Genomic DNA, 16,737 nt, shown 5'->3' on the forward strand with positions numbered 1-16,737 from the left:
GCCTCAGCTCTTCCTGATGCCGTCGAAGCGCTTCATGCGCTCCAGTACCGCCTCGGCCGTCGGCTCCGGCATCTCGTCCACGATCCGCCCGTCGGCCAGGAAGAGCACCAGGTCGGAGTGGGCGGCGGCGCCCGGGTCGTGGGTCACCATCACCACGGTCTGCGCCAACTGGTCCACGGCCTCCCGCAGGAAGCCCAGCACCTCGAAGCCGGAGCGCGAGTCGAGGTTGCCCGTCGGCTCGTCGGCGAAGATCAGCTCGGGCCGGGAGGCCAGCGCCCGCGCGCACGCCACCCGCTGCTGCTGGCCGCCGGAGAGCTGGGAGGGCCGGTGGTCGAGCCGGTCGCGCAGGCCGAGCGTGTCGACCACCCGGTCCAGCCACCCGGGGTCGGGTTTGCGGCCCGCGATGTCCATCGGCAGCGTGATGTTCTCCAGGGCGTTCAGCGTGGGCAGCAGGTTGAAGGACTGGAACATGAAGCCGATCCGGTCGCGGCGCAGCCGCGTCAGCTCCCGCTCGCCCAGCCCCGTGATCTCCTCGTCGCCCAGCCAGATCCGCCCGGACGTCACCGTGTCGAGCCCGGCGAGGCAGTGCATCAGCGTGGACTTCCCGGACCCGGACGGGCCCATGACCGCGGTGAAGCGGGCCCGGTGGATCTCCACGTCCACCGCGTCCAGCGCCACGACGGCCGTCTCGCCGCTGCCGTACGTCTTCGTCAGCCCGCCGGCGCGGGCCGCGACCCCGGCGGGCCGTTCCGCTTCGCGTCTGTCGAGTGCCGCCGGTGTGGACAATGCCGTTCCCCCATCGGGCTGTGAGCCGGGCGCCGGTTGCGCGTTCCTGTCTCCCCGCCGTAAACCGTGGGTGCCCGGCGGGGACGTGCTGCGAGGCTGCGTGATCGATCGGATCCGCGCCGCCTGCCAGCGAGACTAGGCGGCCGTGGAATCCCGCGCATCCCTCCCGGGTGGCACCTGTGGATAACCCACTACTCCCGCGGGAGGACCGGCGTCTCCTGTGTCCGGCGCAGTCGCCGTCAGCCGCGAAGCGCAGTGCCCAGGACGTGGTACGAGGCCGGGGTCGGCGGCCCCTTCTCCGGCATCCGCACCCGCCGGTACGGGCCCAGCGTGAACCCGGCGGCGGTCAGCTCGCCGAGCACGTCGCGACCGGAGTGGCAGCCGCCGAGCAGCAGCGGCCACACCGTGCGGTCCGCCGCCCGCTGCACCGCCCGCATCACCCGCCCGCCGGCCTGCCCGTGCTCGTAGAACCGCAGCTCGCCGCCGGGACGCAGCACCCGGCGCAGCTCGCCGAGCGACCGCGGCACGTCCGCGACCGAGCAGAGCACCAGCGAGGCGACGGCGGCGTCGCACGACCCGCTCCCGACCGGCAGCTCCTCCGCCGTCCCCGGCAGTACGTCCACCCGTACGGCCGCCCGCAGCGCCGCCTCCGCGGCGAGTTGCCGCAGGTGCCGCTCCGGCTCGATCGCGACTACCTCGGAGACGGCGGGCGGGTAGTGCGCGAAGTTCAGCCCGTTGCCCGCGCCGATCTCCACGACCCGGCCGGACAGGCCGGTCAGCAGCTCCTTGCGCAGCTCGGCGACCCCGCCGTGCTCGTCGGCGGCGACGCTGAGGCGGGCGTAGAAGCGCGCGAAGTACGGGTGGTACACGGCGTCCTGCGCCGCGCGCGTCGGTGAGGGCATGGGGGCCTCCAGGCGTGCGGGGTCAGTGCGATTGTCCCCTCCCGGACCCGCCCGGGGCCTCCCGGGCGCGGAAGCCGTCCGCGTCCCAGTGCCCGCCGAGCGCCGGCGCCAGCCACCCCGGGGCGGCGGCGCAGAAGGTCTCCGGGCCGTACCCGCCGGCGCCCTCCGGCACCGCGCCCAGCAGCGGCACCCGCGCCGTGGCCGGCAGGTCCGCCAGGTTGCACCGGGCCGCCAGGTCCGGCGCCGCCGGCCAACTGCCCACCACCGCGCCCGGGCACGCCAGGCCGCGGCGGCGCAGCGCCTCCGTGGTCAGCTCGGTGGCGTTCAGCGTGCCGAGCCCGGCGGCGGCCACGACCAGCACCGGCGCCGCCACCAGCCGCGCCACCTCCGCCAGTGTGCCGCCCGCGTCGTCCAGCCGCACCAGCAGCCCGCCCGCGCCCTCCACCAGCACCAGGTCGTGGTCGTGCCCCAGCTTCTCCACCATCCCCGCCGCGTCCGCCGCCCTCAGCGGCGGCAGCCCCGCGCGCCGGGCGGCCGTCGCCGGGGCCAGCGGCTCGGGGAAGCGGGCCAGCTCCACCGCCCGTATGCCCGGGACGAGGCGCGCCGCCTCGTCGGCGTCCCCGGGCTCGCCTTCCGCCACGCCGGTCTGGGCCGGCTTGAGCACGGCCACCGAGCGGCCCCGCGCCAGCGCCGCGGCGGCCACCGCGGCGGTGACGACCGTCTTGCCCACACCGGTCGAGGTGCCGGTGACCACGAGCACGCTGCCCATCGCGTCGCCCCCCGCCCGTCAGCCGGCCGCCGCCGCGGCGCGCACGGCGGCGCAGATCCGGGCGAGGTCGGCGTCCCCTGTCACGTACGGCGGCATGGTGTAGATCAGGTCCCGGAACGGGCGCAGCCACACCCCGGCCCCGACCGCGGCCCGGGTGACCGCGGCCATGTCCACGTCGTGGTCCAGTTGTACGACGCCGATGGCGCCCAGCACCCGTACGTCCCGCACCCCCGGCAGCTCCGCCGCCCCGGCCAGCCCCTCCCGCAGCCCGCTCTCGATGCGCTTGACGTCCTGCCGCCAGCCGTCGTCGGCCAGCAGGTCGAGCGAGGCCAGGGCGACGGCCGAGGCGAGCGGGTTGCCCATGAACGTCGGCCCGTGGGCGAGCACCGGAACCTCGCCCCGCGAGATGCCCTCGGCGACCTCCGGTGTGCACAATGTCGCGGCCATCGACAGATAGCCGCCGGTCAGCGCCTTGCCGACGCACATCACATCCGGGGTGACGCCCGCGTGGTCCGCGGCGAAGAACGCGCCGGTGCGGCCGAAGCCGGTAGCGATCTCGTCGAACACCAGCAGCACGCCGTGTGCGTCGCACGCCTCGCGCAGCACCCGCAGATAGCCCGGCGCGGTGAAGCGCATCCCGCCCGCGCCCTGCACGACCGGCTCCACGATCACCGCGGCCAAGTCGTCCGCGTGCCGCGCCACGAGGTCGCGCAGCTCGCGCTCGTACGCCCCGTCCACCGGCGCGTCGAAGCCCGCGGGCGGCACGCCGGCGAACAACTGCCGCGGCAGCACGCCGGACCACAGCTCGTGCATGCCGCCCTCCGGGTCGCAGACCGACATCGGCTGCCAGGTGTCACCGTGGTAGCCGCCGCGCCAGGTCATCAGCCTGCGCTTGCCCGGCAGGCCGCGCGAACGCCAGTACTGCAGGCACATCTTGACCGCGACCTCGACCGACACCGAGCCCGAGTCGCTGAGGAACACGTGCTCCAGCGGCTCCGGCGTGACCTCCACCAGCCGCGCCGCGAGCCGCACCGCCGGCTCGTGGGTGAGCCCGCCGAACATCACGTGGCTCATCCGCTCCAACTGCCCGCGGGCGGCGGCGTCGAGCGCCGGGTGGCGGTAGCCGTGGATCGCGGACCACCACGACGACATCCCGTCGACCAGCTCGTCCACGCCCCACGCCGGCTGTGCAAGCCGCAGGCGTACGCCCTCGGCGGAGTCGACGACCAGCGGCTCCTGCCGGCCCGGCATGGGCCCGTAGGGATGCCAGACATGCTCGCGGTCCAGGTCGAGCAGCCGCCGCGGCGGCAACGGCTCAGGCATTGGGCGGCAGTTCCGTACCGGCGCCGCGGCGGCGTACGGCCACGAGGTCCGTACGCGCCTCCCGCGGCTGCTCGTCCGCGGCCGTGGACGAGCAGCCGGCGGGTCCGGCGCCCGGAGCCGGCCCGTCCGCCGCCCGGTGCGGCGGCAGCGTCGTCCTCCCCGCCTCCTCCACCTCGAACCCGGCGTCCGCGATCATCTCCAGGTCCGCCTTGCCCGCCTGCCCCTCGCTGGTCAGGTAGTCGCCCAGGAACACCGAGTTGGCCAGGTGCAGCGCCAGCGGCTGGAGCGTCCGCAGATGGATCTCCCGGCCGGCCGCGAGCCGCACCTCCACGTCAGGACAGACGAATCGCACCATGGCGAGGATCTTCAGACAGCGCTGCGGCGTGAGATCCCACTCCCCGGCCAGCGGCGTGCCCTCGAACGGGATGAGGAAGTTCACCGGCACCGAGTCCGGGTCCAGCGCGCGCAGCGCGAAGACCACGTCCACCAGGTCCTCGTCGCTCTCGCCCATGCCCGCGATCAGCCCGGAGCAGGCCGACATCCCGGCCGCCTGCGCCTGCTGCACGGTCTGCACCCGGTCCTCGTAGCCGTGCGTGGAGCAGATGTCCGCGTATGTCGCCTCGGAGGTGTTGAGGTTGTGGTTGTACGCGTCCGCCCCCGCCGCCTTCAGCCGCTCCGCCTGGCCGTCGGAGAGCAGCCCGAGGCAGGCGCACACCTCCACGCCGCCGTTCTGCTCCTTGATGGCGGCGATGGTCTCCGAGACCCGGTCGACGTCCCGGTCCGTGGGCCCGCGCCCGCTGGCGACCAGGCAGACGCGCTTGGCGCCGCCCGCCACCCCGGCCGCCGCGGCCTCGGCCGCCTGGTCGGCCTTCAGCCACGTGTACTTGAGGATCCCCGCCTCGGAACCCAGCCGCTGCGAGCAGTACGAGCAGTCCTCGGGGCAGAGCCCCGACTTGAGGTTGACCAGGTAGTTGAGCTTCACCCGGCGGCCGAAGAACTCCCGGCGCACCTTCCCGGCCGCGGCGACGACGTCGAGCACGTCCTCGTCCGGGGTGCGCAGCACGGCCAGCGCCTCGTCCCGGGTGGGCGCCTCGCGCCGCAGCCCCTTGTCCACCAGCGTCGAAAGCAGGTCCATGGCGCCGATCCTCGCCCACCGCACCGGCCCGGGCCAATGGGGCACCGCACAACGGCCGCCCCCGTCTTCTGTGCTCATCGCCACACCACCGCGCGCCCCCGCGCGCACTACGGTGCAGAAACAGCCCGCCGAGCCGAGGAACCGCATGCCCCGTCACGCCTTCGACTGGATCGACGCGCAGGCCGAGGAGCGGCGGCGCGCCGGCCTCGTACGCGCCCTGCGCCCCCGCGCGCACGACGCCCGACTGCTCGACCTGTGCGGCAACGACTACCTCGGCCTCGCCCGCCACCCCGAGGTCACCGCCGCCGCGGCCGCCGCGGCCCGCCGCTGGGGCGCGGGCGCCACCGGATCCCGGCTCGTCAGCGGCACCACCGCGCTGCACGCGGAGCTGGAGGCCGAACTCGCCGCCTTCTGCGGCTTCGAGGCCGCGCTCGTCTTCTCCTCGGGGTACGCGGCAAACCTCGCCGCCGTCACCGCTTTGAGCGACCGCGGCACCCTTGTGGTCTCGGACGCGGGCAACCACGCCTCGCTCATCGACGGCTGCCGGCTCTCCCGGGCCGACGTCGCCGTCGTCCCGCACGCCGACGCCGACGCGGTCGCCAAGGCCCTCGACGGCTTCGCCGGGCGCGCGCTGGCGGTCTCCGACGGGGTCTTCTCCGTCGACGGCGACGCCGCCGACCTGCCGGCGCTGGCGGCCGTCTGCCGCTCGTACGGTGCCGGGCTGCTGGTGGACGACGCCCACGGACTCGGCGTCCTCGGGCCCGGCGGGCGCGGCGCCCTGCACGCGGCGGGGCTGGCGGGCGCGGCCGACGTCGTCGCCACCGTCACGCTGTCCAAGGCGCTGGGCAGCCAGGGCGGCGCGGTGCTGGGTCCCGCGCGGGTGATCGAGCACCTGGTCAACACCGCCCGCACCTTCATCTTCGACACCGGCCTCGCCCCCGCCGCCGCGGGCGCCGCCCTCGCCGCGCTGCGGCTGCTGCGCCGCGAGCCGGAGCGGGCGGCGGCGGTCCGGCGGGTGGCGGCGGCGCTGCACGGCGGGCTGACGGCCGCCGGGCTGACGGCCGTACGCCCCGACGCGGCGGTGGTGTCGGTACGGGCCCCGGCGCCCGAGGCGGCCGTGGCGTGGGCGGCGGCGTGCCGCGAGGCGGGGGTGGCGGTCGGCTGCTTCCGCCCCCCGTCGGTGCCCGACGGCATCTCGCGGCTGCGCCTGACCGCCCGTGCGGACCTCGCGGAGGATCAGGTCGCTACCGCGATCGGGACGGTCGTACGCACCGCGCCCGCGCCCGCGGCCCCGGAGCGCACGGCGCCCGCGGTCTAGGTGTTCTGTCCGGGGAGGTTGTGGACGGGTGGGCGAGGTCTCGGCTGTGGGATCTTGAAGAGGTGAGGGCCTTCCTGTTCGGTGTGGATTGCGACATCTACACCAACAGAAAGACCCTCATGCCACACCGTAATGCACCCCTGACCGAGACTGGCCGGCTGCGTCTGGCCCGCTGCGTGGTCGAGGACGGCTGGCCCCTGCGCCGTGCTGCCGAGCGCTTCCAGGTATCGCCGACCACCGCACAGCGGTGGGCCGACCGCTACCGCGCGTGTGGTGAGGCGGGCATGGCCGACCGCTCCAGCCGCCCCCGCCGCTGCCCGCGCCGGACCCCGACCCGCACCGAGCGCCGGATCATCAAGGTCCGCGTCCTGCGCCGCTGGGGACCAGCCCGCATCGCCCACCTGCTCGGTCTGATCCCCTCGACCGTGCACCGCGTACTGACCCGCTACCGCCTGGCCCGCCTGACCCACCTGGACCGGGCCACCGGCCGCGTCATCCGCCGCTACGAACGCGACCGCCCCGGCGAACTGGTGCACGTCGACATCAAGAAGCTCGGCAACATCCCCGACGGCGGCGGCCACAAGGTCCTGGGCCGGCAAGCCGGCCGCAAGACCCGCAAGAACGCCGGCTACAGCTACCTCCACACCGCCGTCGACGACCACTCCCGCCTCGCCTACAGCGAAATCCACACCGACGAGAAGAAGGAGACCGCCACCGCCTTCTGGACCCGCGCCCACGCCTTCTTCACCGACTGCGGCATCACCGTCGAGCGCGTACTGACCGACAACGGCGCCTGCTACAAGTCGCACACCTGGCGCGATGCACTCGCCGACGCAGGGATCACTCACAAGCGAACCCGGCCCTACCGGCCACAGACCAACGGCAAGGTCGAACGCCTCAACCGCACCCTGCTCGACGAGTGGGCCTACGCAAAGCCCTACCGATCAGAACAGGAACGACGCGACGCCTTCCCCACATGGCTGCACACCTACAATCACCACCGCGGACACACCGCCCTGAAGGGCCAACCACCCGCCACCCGCGTCCCCAACCTCTCCGGGCAATACACCTAGGCGTACGCGACCCGAGCGCCCCCGGCGAACTCGCCGTCCTTGACCGCCGCGACGAACGCCCGCCACGCCTCGGCCCGGAACAGCAGCGCCGGCCCTTCCACATGGGTGGAGTCCCGCACGGCGAGCAGCCCGGCGGATTCCGGCCCCACGGGATAGGCGGTCTCGACGCAGTTGTTCGCCCCCGTACTGTGCGAACTGCGCCGCCAGCGGAGGTCGTCGAGTGCCGTACTGGAGGAGACGTACCGAGGCATTGAGGTCATGGTGCCTCCTTTGCGCCCGCGCCGAGCGCGGCTATGAACGACAGGGACTCCTCGTGCGAAAGGGCGCATGCCTGCAGCGAAGCAAAGGCGGTCTCATACGCCCGTAAGTCTTCTTTCCTTTCGAGGTGAAGGCTACTCATCAAATGGTCGACAACGACCACGTCGAGATCAGAACTGCGCGAATAAGAGAAGATAACGAAAGGTCCGGTGAGGCCCACGTGTTCGCCGGCGGCAAAGGGCAGAATCTGGACGCGTACGTGCGGAAGCGCCCCCATCCGCCCCAAGTGCCGCAACTGCTCCGCCATCACCCCGGGACCGCCCACGTGCCGCCGCAGCACCGCCTCGTCGAGCACCGCGTGCAGGTGCGGCGGGCGCGCCCCGCGCAGCACCGCCTGCCGGGCTATCCGCACCTCCACCAGCGACTCCACCTCCCGCGGCGCCGCGCCCGCGACGGCCGCGCGGGTCACCGCCAGCGCGTACCGCCGCGTCTGGAGCAGCCCCGGGACCACCGACGTCTCCAGCGTGCGCACCGTGGCCGCCTCCGCCTCCAGGCTGATGAAGTCCCGGTACGCGGCCGGCAGCAGCTCCCGGTACTCGCTCCACCAGCGGTCTTCGCGACCCTCGCGCGGCGCCGTGGCCAGCGTCTCCAGCAGTGTGCGCAGCTCCGGCTCGGTGACGCCGTAGGCGTCGAGCAGCCGGGCGACGTCCGCGGCCTTGGCCGCCGACGTGCCCGTCTCTATCCGGCTGATCTTCGACTGGTGCCAGCCGACCAGCGCCGCCGCCTTCCCGCTGGTCAGCCCGGCTCTGCCGCGCAGCCTGCGCAGCTCCGCGCCCAGCTTGGCGCGGCGTACCGCCGGCTCATTGCGCATGACGCCCCTCCCGGCCGCTCGGCCGAACGCGTGACAACTGGCCAGTCTGCCGCCCAAATACAGTCTCTCGCCGCAGAGTTCACCGCTTCGAGCGACAGATATATGCATAACTTGGTGGAGGGGTCGCGCGCCGGGCACGATCGATGGCACCGTGGCGCGAACAACAACCTGAAGCGGTCCTCGACTTCGCCAGGCACGCGTCGGAGTCCGGCACACGCGTGCGAAAGGGACGGCGTCGCAATGGCAGACCAGCAGGATGCATCCGTCACGCTGCCGAGTGAGGCTGCTTCTGTCACGCAGGCGCGTAAATATGTCACTGACATTCTCGGGAAATGGGGCCTCCCGGAAGGCACGGACGCGACGGACACCGTCCGGCTCGTCGTCTCCGAACTGGCCACCAACGCCGTCCAGCACACCCGCGGGCAGTCCCCGACGTTCACCGTGCGGATGGTGCTCGTACGCGAGCAGTTGCGCGTCGGCGTCAGCGACAGCCACCCGCGCTGGCCGCGCCGGCTGCCGGCCGCCGTCCAGCAGGACAACGGGCGCGGCATGGTCATCATCCGGTGCCTCGTCGCGGAGTCCGGCGGCCGGGTGTCCGTGACGCCGACGGATGACGGCGGCAAGACGGTGTGGATCGCCCTGCCCTGGCGGCCCGCCTCTGTGGCCTGACGCACACCCCCGGGACCCCCTCCGCGGACCTCGCTGGTCCACCCTGGAGACATGACCGACCAGCCCATCAGCCACGAGGACGTCCACGCCGCCGCGCAGCGCATCGCGGGAGGGGTCCGCCCGGTCGCCGTCGCGCCCGCGGGCCCGGGGGTGGCACCGGACGCCGAGGTGTGGTTCGCGCTTGAGTTCCTCCAGCACACCGGCTCCTTCAAGGCGCGCGGCGCGCTGAACTTCACCTCCGCCCACGCCGCCGCCGGCACCATGCCCGACGCCGGCGTGCTCATCGCCTCCGGCGGCAACGCCGGCCTGGCCTGCGCCTGGGCCGCCGCCCGGCACGGTGTCCCCGCGCACGTCTTCCTGCCCGCCACCGCACCGGAGTTCAAGGTCGAGCGGCTACGCGGCCTGGGCGCCGACGTCCGGCTGACGGGCCGCACGTACGGCGAGGCGCTGGCCGCGTCGCGCGCGATGGCCGCGAAGACCGGCGCGCTCGTCTCGCACGCCTACGACCACCCGCTGATCTCCGCGGGTGCCGGGACGCTGCTGCCGGAGATCGCCGCGGCGGTGCCCGGCGGCGTCGACACCGTCGTCGTCGCGGTCGGCGGCGGCGGGCTGTACGCGGGCGTGGCGGCGGCCGCGGCGCAGCGGGGGATCGGCGTCGTCGCCGTCGAGCCGGAGAACTGCCGCGCGCTCCACGCGGCGCTCGCGGCCGGGGAGGTGGTGGACGTCCCGGTGGACTCGATCGCCGCGGACTCCCTGGGCGCCTCCCGGGTGTCGGGCGACGCGCTGGCCTGGGCGCAGCGTCCTGGCAGCACCTCGGTGCTCGTCGCCGACGCCGACATCGCGGCGGCCCGGCGGCGGCTGTGGGACGAGCACCGGCTCGTCGTCGAGCACGCCGCGGGTACGGCGCTCGCGGCGCTGACCACCGGTGCGTACAAGCCGCGCGCGGGGGAGCGGGTGGCCGTCGTGCTCTGCGGCGCGAACACCGACCCGGGCACGCTCTGACCCTCAGCCCCGCCCGCCGTCCTGCCTCGCCGCGCGCGCGGCGAGGCTCCTGCTCAGCCCCCACGGCAGCACCGCCCACAGGGCCGCGATGAACGCCAGCACCGCCGCGCCCGCCGCGACCCCGGCCGGGCGCCCCAGGACGACGTCCACCACGAGCAGGACGGCCCCGGACAGCGCGAGCGCCAGCACGCCGAGGCCCGCCGCCGCCAGCCGCGAGGAGACATCGACGATGCGGCGCTTCGCGTGCCGCCGGAACAGCCCCCGGTGCACGGCCGCGGGCGCGGTGAGCAGCACCGCCGCGGCCACGGAGAGCAGCAGGGTCGTCACGTACGTGCCGCGCTGCAGCGAGTCCAGCTCGGTGAAGCGCTGGGTGAAGGCGAGGGTCAGCAGGAAAGCGAAGAGGATCTGTACGCCCGTCTGCGTCACCCGCAGTTCCTGGAGCAGCTCCACGAAGTTGCGGTCGTCCCGCTCCAGCGCGGTCTCGTGGCGCACGTATGCCGCATCGGAAGCGGCATCCGCGGCAGGCGCCGTCGTGCCGTGCTCGTCCTCGTTCCGGTCTCGGTCCATGCCCTTCCCGGTTGCCCGCTCCGCCCGTCCTACTCCTCGTCTACCACCAGCAGCGCCTCCGCGCCCACCGGCCGGAACCCGGCGGCAAGGAATGCCCGCACGCTCGCCGCGTTGCCCGGCGCCACCTGCGCCCACAGCGGCTCGCCCGGCGGTACCAGGTGCCGGGCCGCCACCGCCAGCCGCCGCCCCAGCCCGCGCCCCTGGGCGCCCGGCTCGACCTCCACGGCGGCCTCCCAGCGCCCGGCGACGCCACGGCCCAGCAGCACGGTGGCACCGGGGACGGTCCAGGCGCGGACGCCGTCGCGGTGGCACAGGGCGCGGCGGATCCGGGGGTGGGTGCCGTCGGCGTCGGGCGCGAGCGGCAGCGGCGGCGGGCCCGGCAGGGGATCGGCGACCAGCAGGGCGTCGATGTTGTTCACGGTGCGGCCCAGGCGGGCGGTGAGGGCGCCGAGGAACGGCGGGTTGAGCGGCGCGGACAGGTCGTCTGCGGGCAGCAGGCCGCGTATCCACGCCGGGTCGGCGTCGGCGAAGACGACGTGGCTGCCGGTGAGCGCGAGGACGCCCGCGTCCCGGGGCGACGGCTGCGGGAGCACGGTGACCGCTCCGTCCGGCGGCGGGAAGTCGCCGCGGGCGGCCGCGGCCAGCAGCGCGGCGAGCCGGCCGCCGCCGGGCCCGCCGGCTCCGTACCCGGGCGTCGTCAGGGGCACGGGATCAACGGGCTGCGGACACATGACGGCTGGCTCCTCGAAGCGCGGCGGGCGGAACGCGGCCAACCTATCCGGCCGTACGCCACCCGCCCCCGCCCGCCCGTCACGGCGCCCCGTCGGGCTCCTGCGGCCCCGGGGGCACCGCCACCAGCCGGGTGCGCCGCTCCCCGTCGAGCACCCGCAGCGCACGCGCCATGGTCGCCGCGTGGATCTGCGTCTCGCGCCGCTCGTGCATCAGCGCCAGCGCGTCCCGCAGCCCGACCGCGGTGCGCACCAGCGCCTGCGCGGCGCGCAGGCCCGCGTACGTGTCCGTGCCGCGCGCCGGGTTGATCCGGCCCAACTGGTCGACGGCGTCCAGATAGCGGTCGATCACCTCCGACTCCGCACGCGTGAGCGCGGGCAGCGGCGGCAGTTCTGGCGGCAGCACGGTCCGTCACCTCCCGTAGTGCGCGGAGCTCGTGCCCTTGCGGCTCTCGGTCATCCGGTCGGCCAGCCCGTATGCGATGGCCTGCTCGGCGTCGAGGATCTTGTCGCGCTCGATGTCCTCGCGGATCTGCTCGATCGGCGTGCTGGAGTGCCGGGCGAGCAGTTCCTCCAGCAGGGCGCGGTGCCGCAGCAGCTCCCGCGCGTAGATCTCCAGGTCGCTCGCCTGTCCCTGCACCGGCTCGGCGAACGACGGCTGGTGGATGAGCACGCGCGCGCCGGGCAGCACGTACCGCTTGCCGGGGGTGCCGGCGGCCAGCAGCACGGCGGCGGCGGAGGCGGCCTGCCCGAGGCAGACGGTCTCGATGTCGCTGGTGACGAACTGCATCGTGTCGTAGATCGCGGTCATCGCCGTGAACGAGCCGCCCGGGGAGTTGATGTACAGCGAGATGTCCTGGTCGGGGGAGGCGTGCTCCAGATGCATGAGCTGGGCCATCACGTCGTTCGCCGACGTGTCGTCGACCTGTGTGCCGAGGAAGACGATCCGCTCCTCCAGCAGCTTCGAGTACGGATCCTGCGTGCGCACCCCGCTGCTCGTCCGCTCGGTGAACTCCGGCAGCACGTAGCGCGCCGTGGGGCTGTCCATGGCCGTCGGCACCTCTCCCTCTCTCGGTTTCATGATCCTCGGTGCAAAATGTACAGGACGTACATCCGGTTATGCTGGGAGCATGGCGTACGAAATTCCGGTGACGCAAGCCCGCGCAGAATTGGCCGACTTGATCAACCGCGTGGTCTACGGCGGCGAGCGGGTCGTGGTCACGCGACACGGCAAGCCCCTCGTGGCCCTCGTCTCCGCCGCCGACCTGGAAAAACTCGACGAGTTGGAGAACCCGCCCGCCGAGGAGCAGATCATCACCACCGTCTCCGGCGTCCACACCGCCCGCCCCGCCGGATCTGCCACGGGCGAACGCCGCTTCGGCATCGCCGCCGAACACCGTGCCCCCGACACCCGTGCGAGCGGCGAGGGCCCCGCCTGACCGCAGGAGCGCGGGACGCCGGTCGACGGTGCGCGGCCGTGACGCAGCCGGCCGCCCACGCAACCGACCTGGCGGGGGGATCGAACGCGTCAACCCTGCTTCGAGGCCGGCATGGGCTCCCCGGCCGGGGACGGGGCGAGGCGGCGGGTGGCCGCGGCGACCGCGAAGGCCGCAACGGCGATGCCCAGCGCGGTGAGGAACGCGGCCTGGACCGAGAAGCGGTCGATCGCAGCGCCGCCCGCGAACGAGCCGAAGGCGATGCCGGTGTTGATCGCGGAGGCCGGCAGCGACTGCGCGAGACCGCCGCCGGGTCCTGCCAGGCTGACGACGCGGTACTGCAGTGCAGGTGCCATGCCGAAGACGCAGAGACCCCAGGCCAGCATCGTCACGGCCACGACGACCGGGTTCGCGCCGAGGACGCAGAGGGTGAGCAGGGCGAGGGCACAGCCCGCCGTTCCCGCCACCAGCGTTCCCGCGGCGTTCCGGTCGGCGAACCGGCCGCCGCCGAAGGAGCCGATGGCCGTGGCGGCGCCGTACGCCAGCAGGAACACCCCCGCCGCCGCGCCGGAGACGCCGGTGGTCTCCGCGAGGAACGGCACGATGTAGGTCAGTGCGGCGTAGGTGGACGCGAACACCAGGAAGCACAGCCCCAGCACGGCGAGGACCCGCGGCGCGAACGCGTGCCGGGCCTGGTCGGCCGCGCTCCCCTCCGCCGCCGGCACGGACGGGACCAGCGCCATGGCCGCGGCCAGGGCGGCGCCGGCGAGCACGATCACGGCCACGAACGTGCCGCGCCAACCGAGCAGGTTGCCCACCACCGTGCCCAGCGGCACGCCGAGAGCGGCCGACACGGACACACCGGAGATGACCACCGCGATCGCGCGTCCCGCCCGCTCCGGCGGGACGCTCGCGAGCGCCACCGCGAACGCGGTGGCGTCGTAGAGACCGGCCGCCGCACCGGTCAGGGCCCGGCACGCGAGCAGCAGGCCGAAGCTGGTCGTGGTCACCGCGACCACGGTGCCCAGGATGAACAGGACGAGGGCGCCGACGAGGACGGCGCGCTTGTCCAGCCGCATCGTCAGCGCGGTCAGGAGCGGCCCGCCGAAGGCCAGGCCGAGCGCGTACGTCGTGACCAGCGCCCCGGCCGAGGAGACCGCGACGTCGAGGTCGCGCGCCATGACGTCGAGCACGCCGACCACCAGCAGCTCCGCATCGCCCATGACGAACATGCCGAGGAACAGCGTGCCGAGTACGTGGTTCGCCCGCCGCGTGCCGCGGGCGCCTGCCTGGGTGCGCACGAGTCCTCCTTCGGGCGTGGCGGCACCGGGTGTGCCGCCGGGCGCCCGTGGTCGGCGGCGTATCCGGGAACCGGACACGGCTGCCTGGTAGGAATCGGTGGGAGGCGGCGTGTCCGGTTCGGCGCGGTGGCTTCGACCAGGGGGCGAGCGGCGGGACGAGGGGTTCCGCCCGACGACGAGGAGCGCACCGTGAAGTACCTGCTGATGATCTACGCCTCGACCGAGGAGTGGGAGGCGCTGAGCGAGAGCGAGCACGCGCGGATGGGCGCGGACTACGAGCAGTTGCTGGCGGACTGCACGGCGTCCGGCGAGTGGCTGGCCGGCGACCCGCTGGCGGGACCGCCGGCCGGCAGGTCGGTCCGGGTACGGGACGGGCAGACGCTCGCCACCGACGGTCCTTACCTCGAACTCAAGGAGCACATGGCCGGCTACTGGCTCGTCGACTGCGAATCCATGGACCGCGCCGTGGAGATCGCCGCCCGGTTCCCGGACGCCCGGCACTGGGGCGTCGAGGTCAGGCCGCTGCTCGGCCCCGGCGGCGCGGCCGACGAACTGTAGCCGTGGTGACCGACGCCCGGCTGGAGGCGCACCTGCGGGAGCTGCTCCCGCAGGTGCTGGGCGCGCTCACCCGGCGTACCGGTGACTTCGACCGGGCCGAGGACGCGGTCAGCGAGGCGATGCTGGCGGCCGCGCAGCAGTGGCGGGCCGAGGGCGTGCCGGCCGACCCCCGCGCCTGGCTGGTCACGGTCGCGAGCCGCCGGCTCACCGACATGTGGCGCTCGGAGTCCGCGCGCCGGCGCCGCGAGCTCCGGACCGCCGAGGCGGAGGCGCGGCTGACCGCTCCGGTGGAGTACGCCGCGGACGACACCGCCGACCTCCTCTTCCTGTGCTGCCATCCGGATCTGTCGCCGGTCTCCCAAGTGGCGCTGACCCTGCGGGCGGTCGGCGGGCTGACCACCGCCGAGATCGCGGCGGCGTTCCTGGTGCCGGCCGACACCATGACGCGGCGCATCTCCCGCGCCAAGCGGGCGGTCGCGGCGGCGGGTGGCGGGTTCGGGGTTCTCGACGCCGCCACCAGGTCCGCGCGGCTGCCGATCGTGCTGCGGGTGCTCTACCTGATCTTCAACGAGGGCTACTCGGCCGCCACCGGGGCGGAGCTGGCGCGGGTGGAGCTCTCCGGCGAGGCGATCAGGCTGACCCGCCAGCTCAGGGAGAGCCTGCCGGAGCAGTCCGAGCTGGCGGGCCTCCTCGCCCTGATGCTGCTCACCGACGCCCGCCGCCCGGCGCGGCTCGACGGCGACGGCAGGCTGGTGCCCCTGGAGGCGCAGGACCGCGGGCTGTGGCGGCGCGAACTCATCGACGAGGGCATCGCGATCCTCACCGAGGTCCTGCCGCGCCCGCCGGTCGGGCCGTACCGGCTCCAGGCGGCCATCGCCGCCGTCCACGACGAGGCGGAGCTCGCGCAGGACACCGACTGGCCGCAGATCCTCGGTCTCTACGACCTCCTGGAGCGGCTCGACCCCAGCCCGATGGCGCAGCTCGGCCGCGTGGTCGCCCTCGCCATGGTCGCGGGCCCCCGGGCCGGCCTGGCCGCCTGCGAGGAGCTGGCCGGGGAGTTGGGCGGTCACCACCGGTGGTTCGCCGTACGCGCCCACCTGCTGGAGGAGTCCGGCGAGGCATGGGCCGCCGTCCGCGCGTACCGCGAGGCGGCGCAGCGCACCGCGAGCCTGCCCGAGCACGACTACCTGACCCGCCGCGCCGACCGGCTCAGCGCGAAGCACGGCTGACGTGCCCCACCCGCGGCGTAGGTCCGCGGGCCTCGGCCCGGGGCCGGCGAAGATCATCCGGTTGCCCGATGCCGCCCGGGCGGCGCCCGGGAAACGATGCCGGAGGACCCGCCGGAAGGAGCGCCCCCATGTCGTACCCCGAAGACCTCGTCTACCCCGAGCCCCGCTACCACGGTGAGAGAGGCGAGGTGAACGCCACGTTCCGGCCGGCCGGCAACCCGCCGGACCTCACCTCGCCCGGTGGCTTCACCCGCTACCTCGCCACCGGGGAGTCGACCGGCGGTGAGTTCGGGCTGTACGACGTGCAGCTCGGCCCGCGCTCGCCCGGGGCGAAGACGCACTTCCACAAGGCCATGTCGGAGTCCTTCTACGTGGTCTCAGGCGAGCTGGAGCTGTACGACGGCGACAGGTGGGTGACGGGGCGCGGCGGGGACTTCCTGTACGTGCCCGTCGGCGGGCTGCACGCCTTCAGGAACGCCACCGACGACCCCGTCCGCGTGCTCATGCTCTTCTCCCCGGGCGCGCCGCGCGAGGAGTACTTCGAGCGGGTCGCGGAGATGTCGCGGCGCGGCGGCGAGGAGCTGAAGCAGTTCCGCATCCGGCACGACAGCTTCTTCGTGGAGGACTTCGAGGACGACGCGGAGTAACCGGCGGGTGCCCCGGCCCGGGCGCGGTCCATGGTGCGCAGGCACCAGGAGACGCCGCCGTCTGGTCCGGGCGCACCAGACGAGAACGGCCACGGCAGACGATGTCCCGCCCGGCGCCGGACGGGAGTGTGGGCAGGGCGCGGGATTCCCGCGTTCTCCCCCTTC

General features: G+C 74.3%; 20 protein-coding genes. 8 read left to right on the top strand and 12 right to left on the bottom strand.

Annotated features, from left to right (window positions below; all coding sequences use genetic code 11):
* Positions 1 to 3 precede the first annotated feature (3 nt).
* From CXR04_RS33610 to bioB, 5 genes are all read right to left on the bottom strand, one after another.
* Entirely contained in the window at positions 4 to 786 is a 783-nt protein-coding gene (locus CXR04_RS33610; protein WP_101425965.1) for an ABC transporter ATP-binding protein, read from the bottom strand.
* Positions 787 to 1,025: 239 nt separating this feature from the next.
* A complete protein-coding gene (locus tag CXR04_RS33615) occupies positions 1,026 to 1,688 on the bottom strand; it encodes a class I SAM-dependent methyltransferase (RefSeq protein ID WP_101425966.1) in 663 nt (220 codons plus the stop codon).
* Between the two features lie 22 nt (positions 1,689 to 1,710).
* A complete protein-coding gene (gene bioD / locus CXR04_RS33620; RefSeq protein ID WP_101425967.1) occupies positions 1,711 to 2,457 on the bottom strand; it encodes a dethiobiotin synthase in 747 nt (248 codons plus the stop codon).
* An 18-nt stretch (positions 2,458 to 2,475) separates the two neighbouring features.
* The gene (locus tag CXR04_RS33625) at positions 2,476 to 3,780 is read right to left on the bottom strand and encodes an adenosylmethionine--8-amino-7-oxononanoate transaminase (RefSeq protein WP_101425968.1); all 1,305 of its coding nucleotides are present in this window, start codon (positions 3,778 to 3,780) and stop codon (positions 2,476 to 2,478) included.
* Positions 3,773 to 4,915: a biotin synthase BioB gene (gene bioB, locus CXR04_RS33630; RefSeq protein WP_101425969.1), complete on the bottom strand. Its 1,143-nt coding sequence runs from the start codon at positions 4,913 to 4,915 to the stop codon at positions 3,773 to 3,775. The genes CXR04_RS33625 and bioB overlap by 8 nt, the downstream gene beginning before the upstream one ends.
* 145 nt (positions 4,916 to 5,060) lie before the next feature.
* Between bioB and CXR04_RS33635 the strand changes: the two genes are divergently transcribed.
* Together CXR04_RS33635 and CXR04_RS33640 are read left to right on the top strand one after the other, a co-directional pair.
* Positions 5,061 to 6,233 (top strand): 8-amino-7-oxononanoate synthase, encoded by a 1,173-nt coding sequence (locus CXR04_RS33635; RefSeq protein ID WP_101425970.1) that lies wholly within the window; start codon positions 5,061 to 5,063, stop codon positions 6,231 to 6,233.
* Positions 6,234 to 6,352: 119 nt separating this feature from the next.
* A complete protein-coding gene (locus CXR04_RS33640) occupies positions 6,353 to 7,306 on the top strand; it encodes an IS481 family transposase (RefSeq protein ID WP_101420045.1) in 954 nt (317 codons plus the stop codon).
* Here CXR04_RS33640 and CXR04_RS33645 read toward each other — a convergent pair.
* Together CXR04_RS33645 and CXR04_RS33650 are read right to left on the bottom strand one after the other, a co-directional pair.
* Positions 7,303 to 7,566, bottom strand: a complete 264-nt coding sequence (locus CXR04_RS33645) for a DUF397 domain-containing protein (protein ID WP_101425971.1) — start codon at positions 7,564 to 7,566, stop codon at positions 7,303 to 7,305. The genes CXR04_RS33640 and CXR04_RS33645 overlap by 4 nt on opposite strands.
* On the bottom strand, positions 7,563 to 8,435 hold the full coding sequence (locus tag CXR04_RS33650; protein WP_101425972.1) for a helix-turn-helix domain-containing protein: 873 nt from the start codon (positions 8,433 to 8,435) through the stop codon (positions 7,563 to 7,565). The genes CXR04_RS33645 and CXR04_RS33650 overlap by 4 nt, the downstream gene beginning before the upstream one ends.
* A gap of 240 nt (positions 8,436 to 8,675) precedes the next feature.
* Here CXR04_RS33650 and CXR04_RS33655 point away from each other — a divergent pair, with 240 nt between their 5' ends.
* Together CXR04_RS33655 and CXR04_RS33660 are read left to right on the top strand one after the other, a co-directional pair.
* The gene (locus tag CXR04_RS33655; RefSeq protein WP_101425973.1) at positions 8,676 to 9,104 is read left to right on the top strand and encodes an ATP-binding protein; all 429 of its coding nucleotides are present in this window, start codon (positions 8,676 to 8,678) and stop codon (positions 9,102 to 9,104) included.
* 51 nt (positions 9,105 to 9,155) lie between these two features.
* Positions 9,156 to 10,106, top strand: coding sequence for a serine/threonine dehydratase (locus CXR04_RS33660; protein ID WP_101425974.1), 951 nt, complete (start codon positions 9,156 to 9,158; stop codon positions 10,104 to 10,106).
* Positions 10,107 to 10,109: 3 nt separating this feature from the next.
* Here CXR04_RS33660 and CXR04_RS33665 read toward each other — a convergent pair whose 3' ends face one another.
* The 4 genes from CXR04_RS33665 to CXR04_RS33680 form a co-directional block, all read right to left on the bottom strand.
* Positions 10,110 to 10,673, bottom strand: a complete 564-nt coding sequence (locus CXR04_RS33665; RefSeq protein ID WP_101425975.1) for a DUF6328 family protein — start codon at positions 10,671 to 10,673, stop codon at positions 10,110 to 10,112.
* Between the two features lie 29 nt (positions 10,674 to 10,702).
* Positions 10,703 to 11,380: a GNAT family N-acetyltransferase gene (locus CXR04_RS33670; RefSeq protein ID WP_101425976.1), complete on the bottom strand. Its 678-nt coding sequence runs from the start codon at positions 11,378 to 11,380 to the stop codon at positions 10,703 to 10,705.
* A gap of 103 nt (positions 11,381 to 11,483) precedes the next feature.
* Positions 11,484 to 11,807, bottom strand: coding sequence for a hypothetical protein (locus CXR04_RS33675; protein ID WP_101425977.1), 324 nt, complete (start codon positions 11,805 to 11,807; stop codon positions 11,484 to 11,486).
* Between the two features lie 6 nt (positions 11,808 to 11,813).
* Entirely contained in the window at positions 11,814 to 12,449 is a 636-nt protein-coding gene (locus tag CXR04_RS33680; RefSeq protein ID WP_101425978.1) for an ATP-dependent Clp protease proteolytic subunit, read from the bottom strand.
* Between the two features lie 82 nt (positions 12,450 to 12,531).
* Here CXR04_RS33680 and CXR04_RS33685 point away from each other — a divergent pair, with 82 nt between their 5' ends.
* Positions 12,532 to 12,840 (top strand): type II toxin-antitoxin system Phd/YefM family antitoxin, encoded by a 309-nt coding sequence (locus CXR04_RS33685; protein WP_101425979.1) that lies wholly within the window; start codon positions 12,532 to 12,534, stop codon positions 12,838 to 12,840.
* Positions 12,841 to 12,929: 89 nt separating this feature from the next.
* On the opposite strand, the gene CXR04_RS33690 is transcribed toward CXR04_RS33685, so the two are convergent.
* Complete coding sequence (locus tag CXR04_RS33690) at positions 12,930 to 14,138, bottom strand: MFS transporter (RefSeq protein ID WP_101425980.1); 1,209 nt, start codon at positions 14,136 to 14,138, stop codon at positions 12,930 to 12,932.
* 189 nt (positions 14,139 to 14,327) lie between these two features.
* Here CXR04_RS33690 and CXR04_RS33695 point away from each other — a divergent pair, with 189 nt between their 5' ends.
* From CXR04_RS33695 to CXR04_RS33705, 3 genes are all read left to right on the top strand, one after another.
* On the top strand, positions 14,328 to 14,696 hold the full coding sequence (locus CXR04_RS33695; RefSeq protein ID WP_101425981.1) for a YciI family protein: 369 nt from the start codon (positions 14,328 to 14,330) through the stop codon (positions 14,694 to 14,696).
* A gap of 2 nt (positions 14,697 to 14,698) precedes the next feature.
* Positions 14,699 to 15,925, top strand: a complete 1,227-nt coding sequence (locus CXR04_RS33700; RefSeq protein ID WP_101425982.1) for an RNA polymerase sigma factor — start codon at positions 14,699 to 14,701, stop codon at positions 15,923 to 15,925.
* A gap of 128 nt (positions 15,926 to 16,053) precedes the next feature.
* Positions 16,054 to 16,572 (top strand): cupin domain-containing protein, encoded by a 519-nt coding sequence (locus CXR04_RS33705; RefSeq protein WP_101425983.1) that lies wholly within the window; start codon positions 16,054 to 16,056, stop codon positions 16,570 to 16,572.
* Positions 16,573 to 16,737 lie beyond the last annotated feature (165 nt).

The organism is Streptomyces sp. CMB-StM0423, from assembly GCF_002847285.1.
GTDB lineage: Bacteria > Actinomycetota > Actinomycetes > Streptomycetales > Streptomycetaceae > Streptomyces.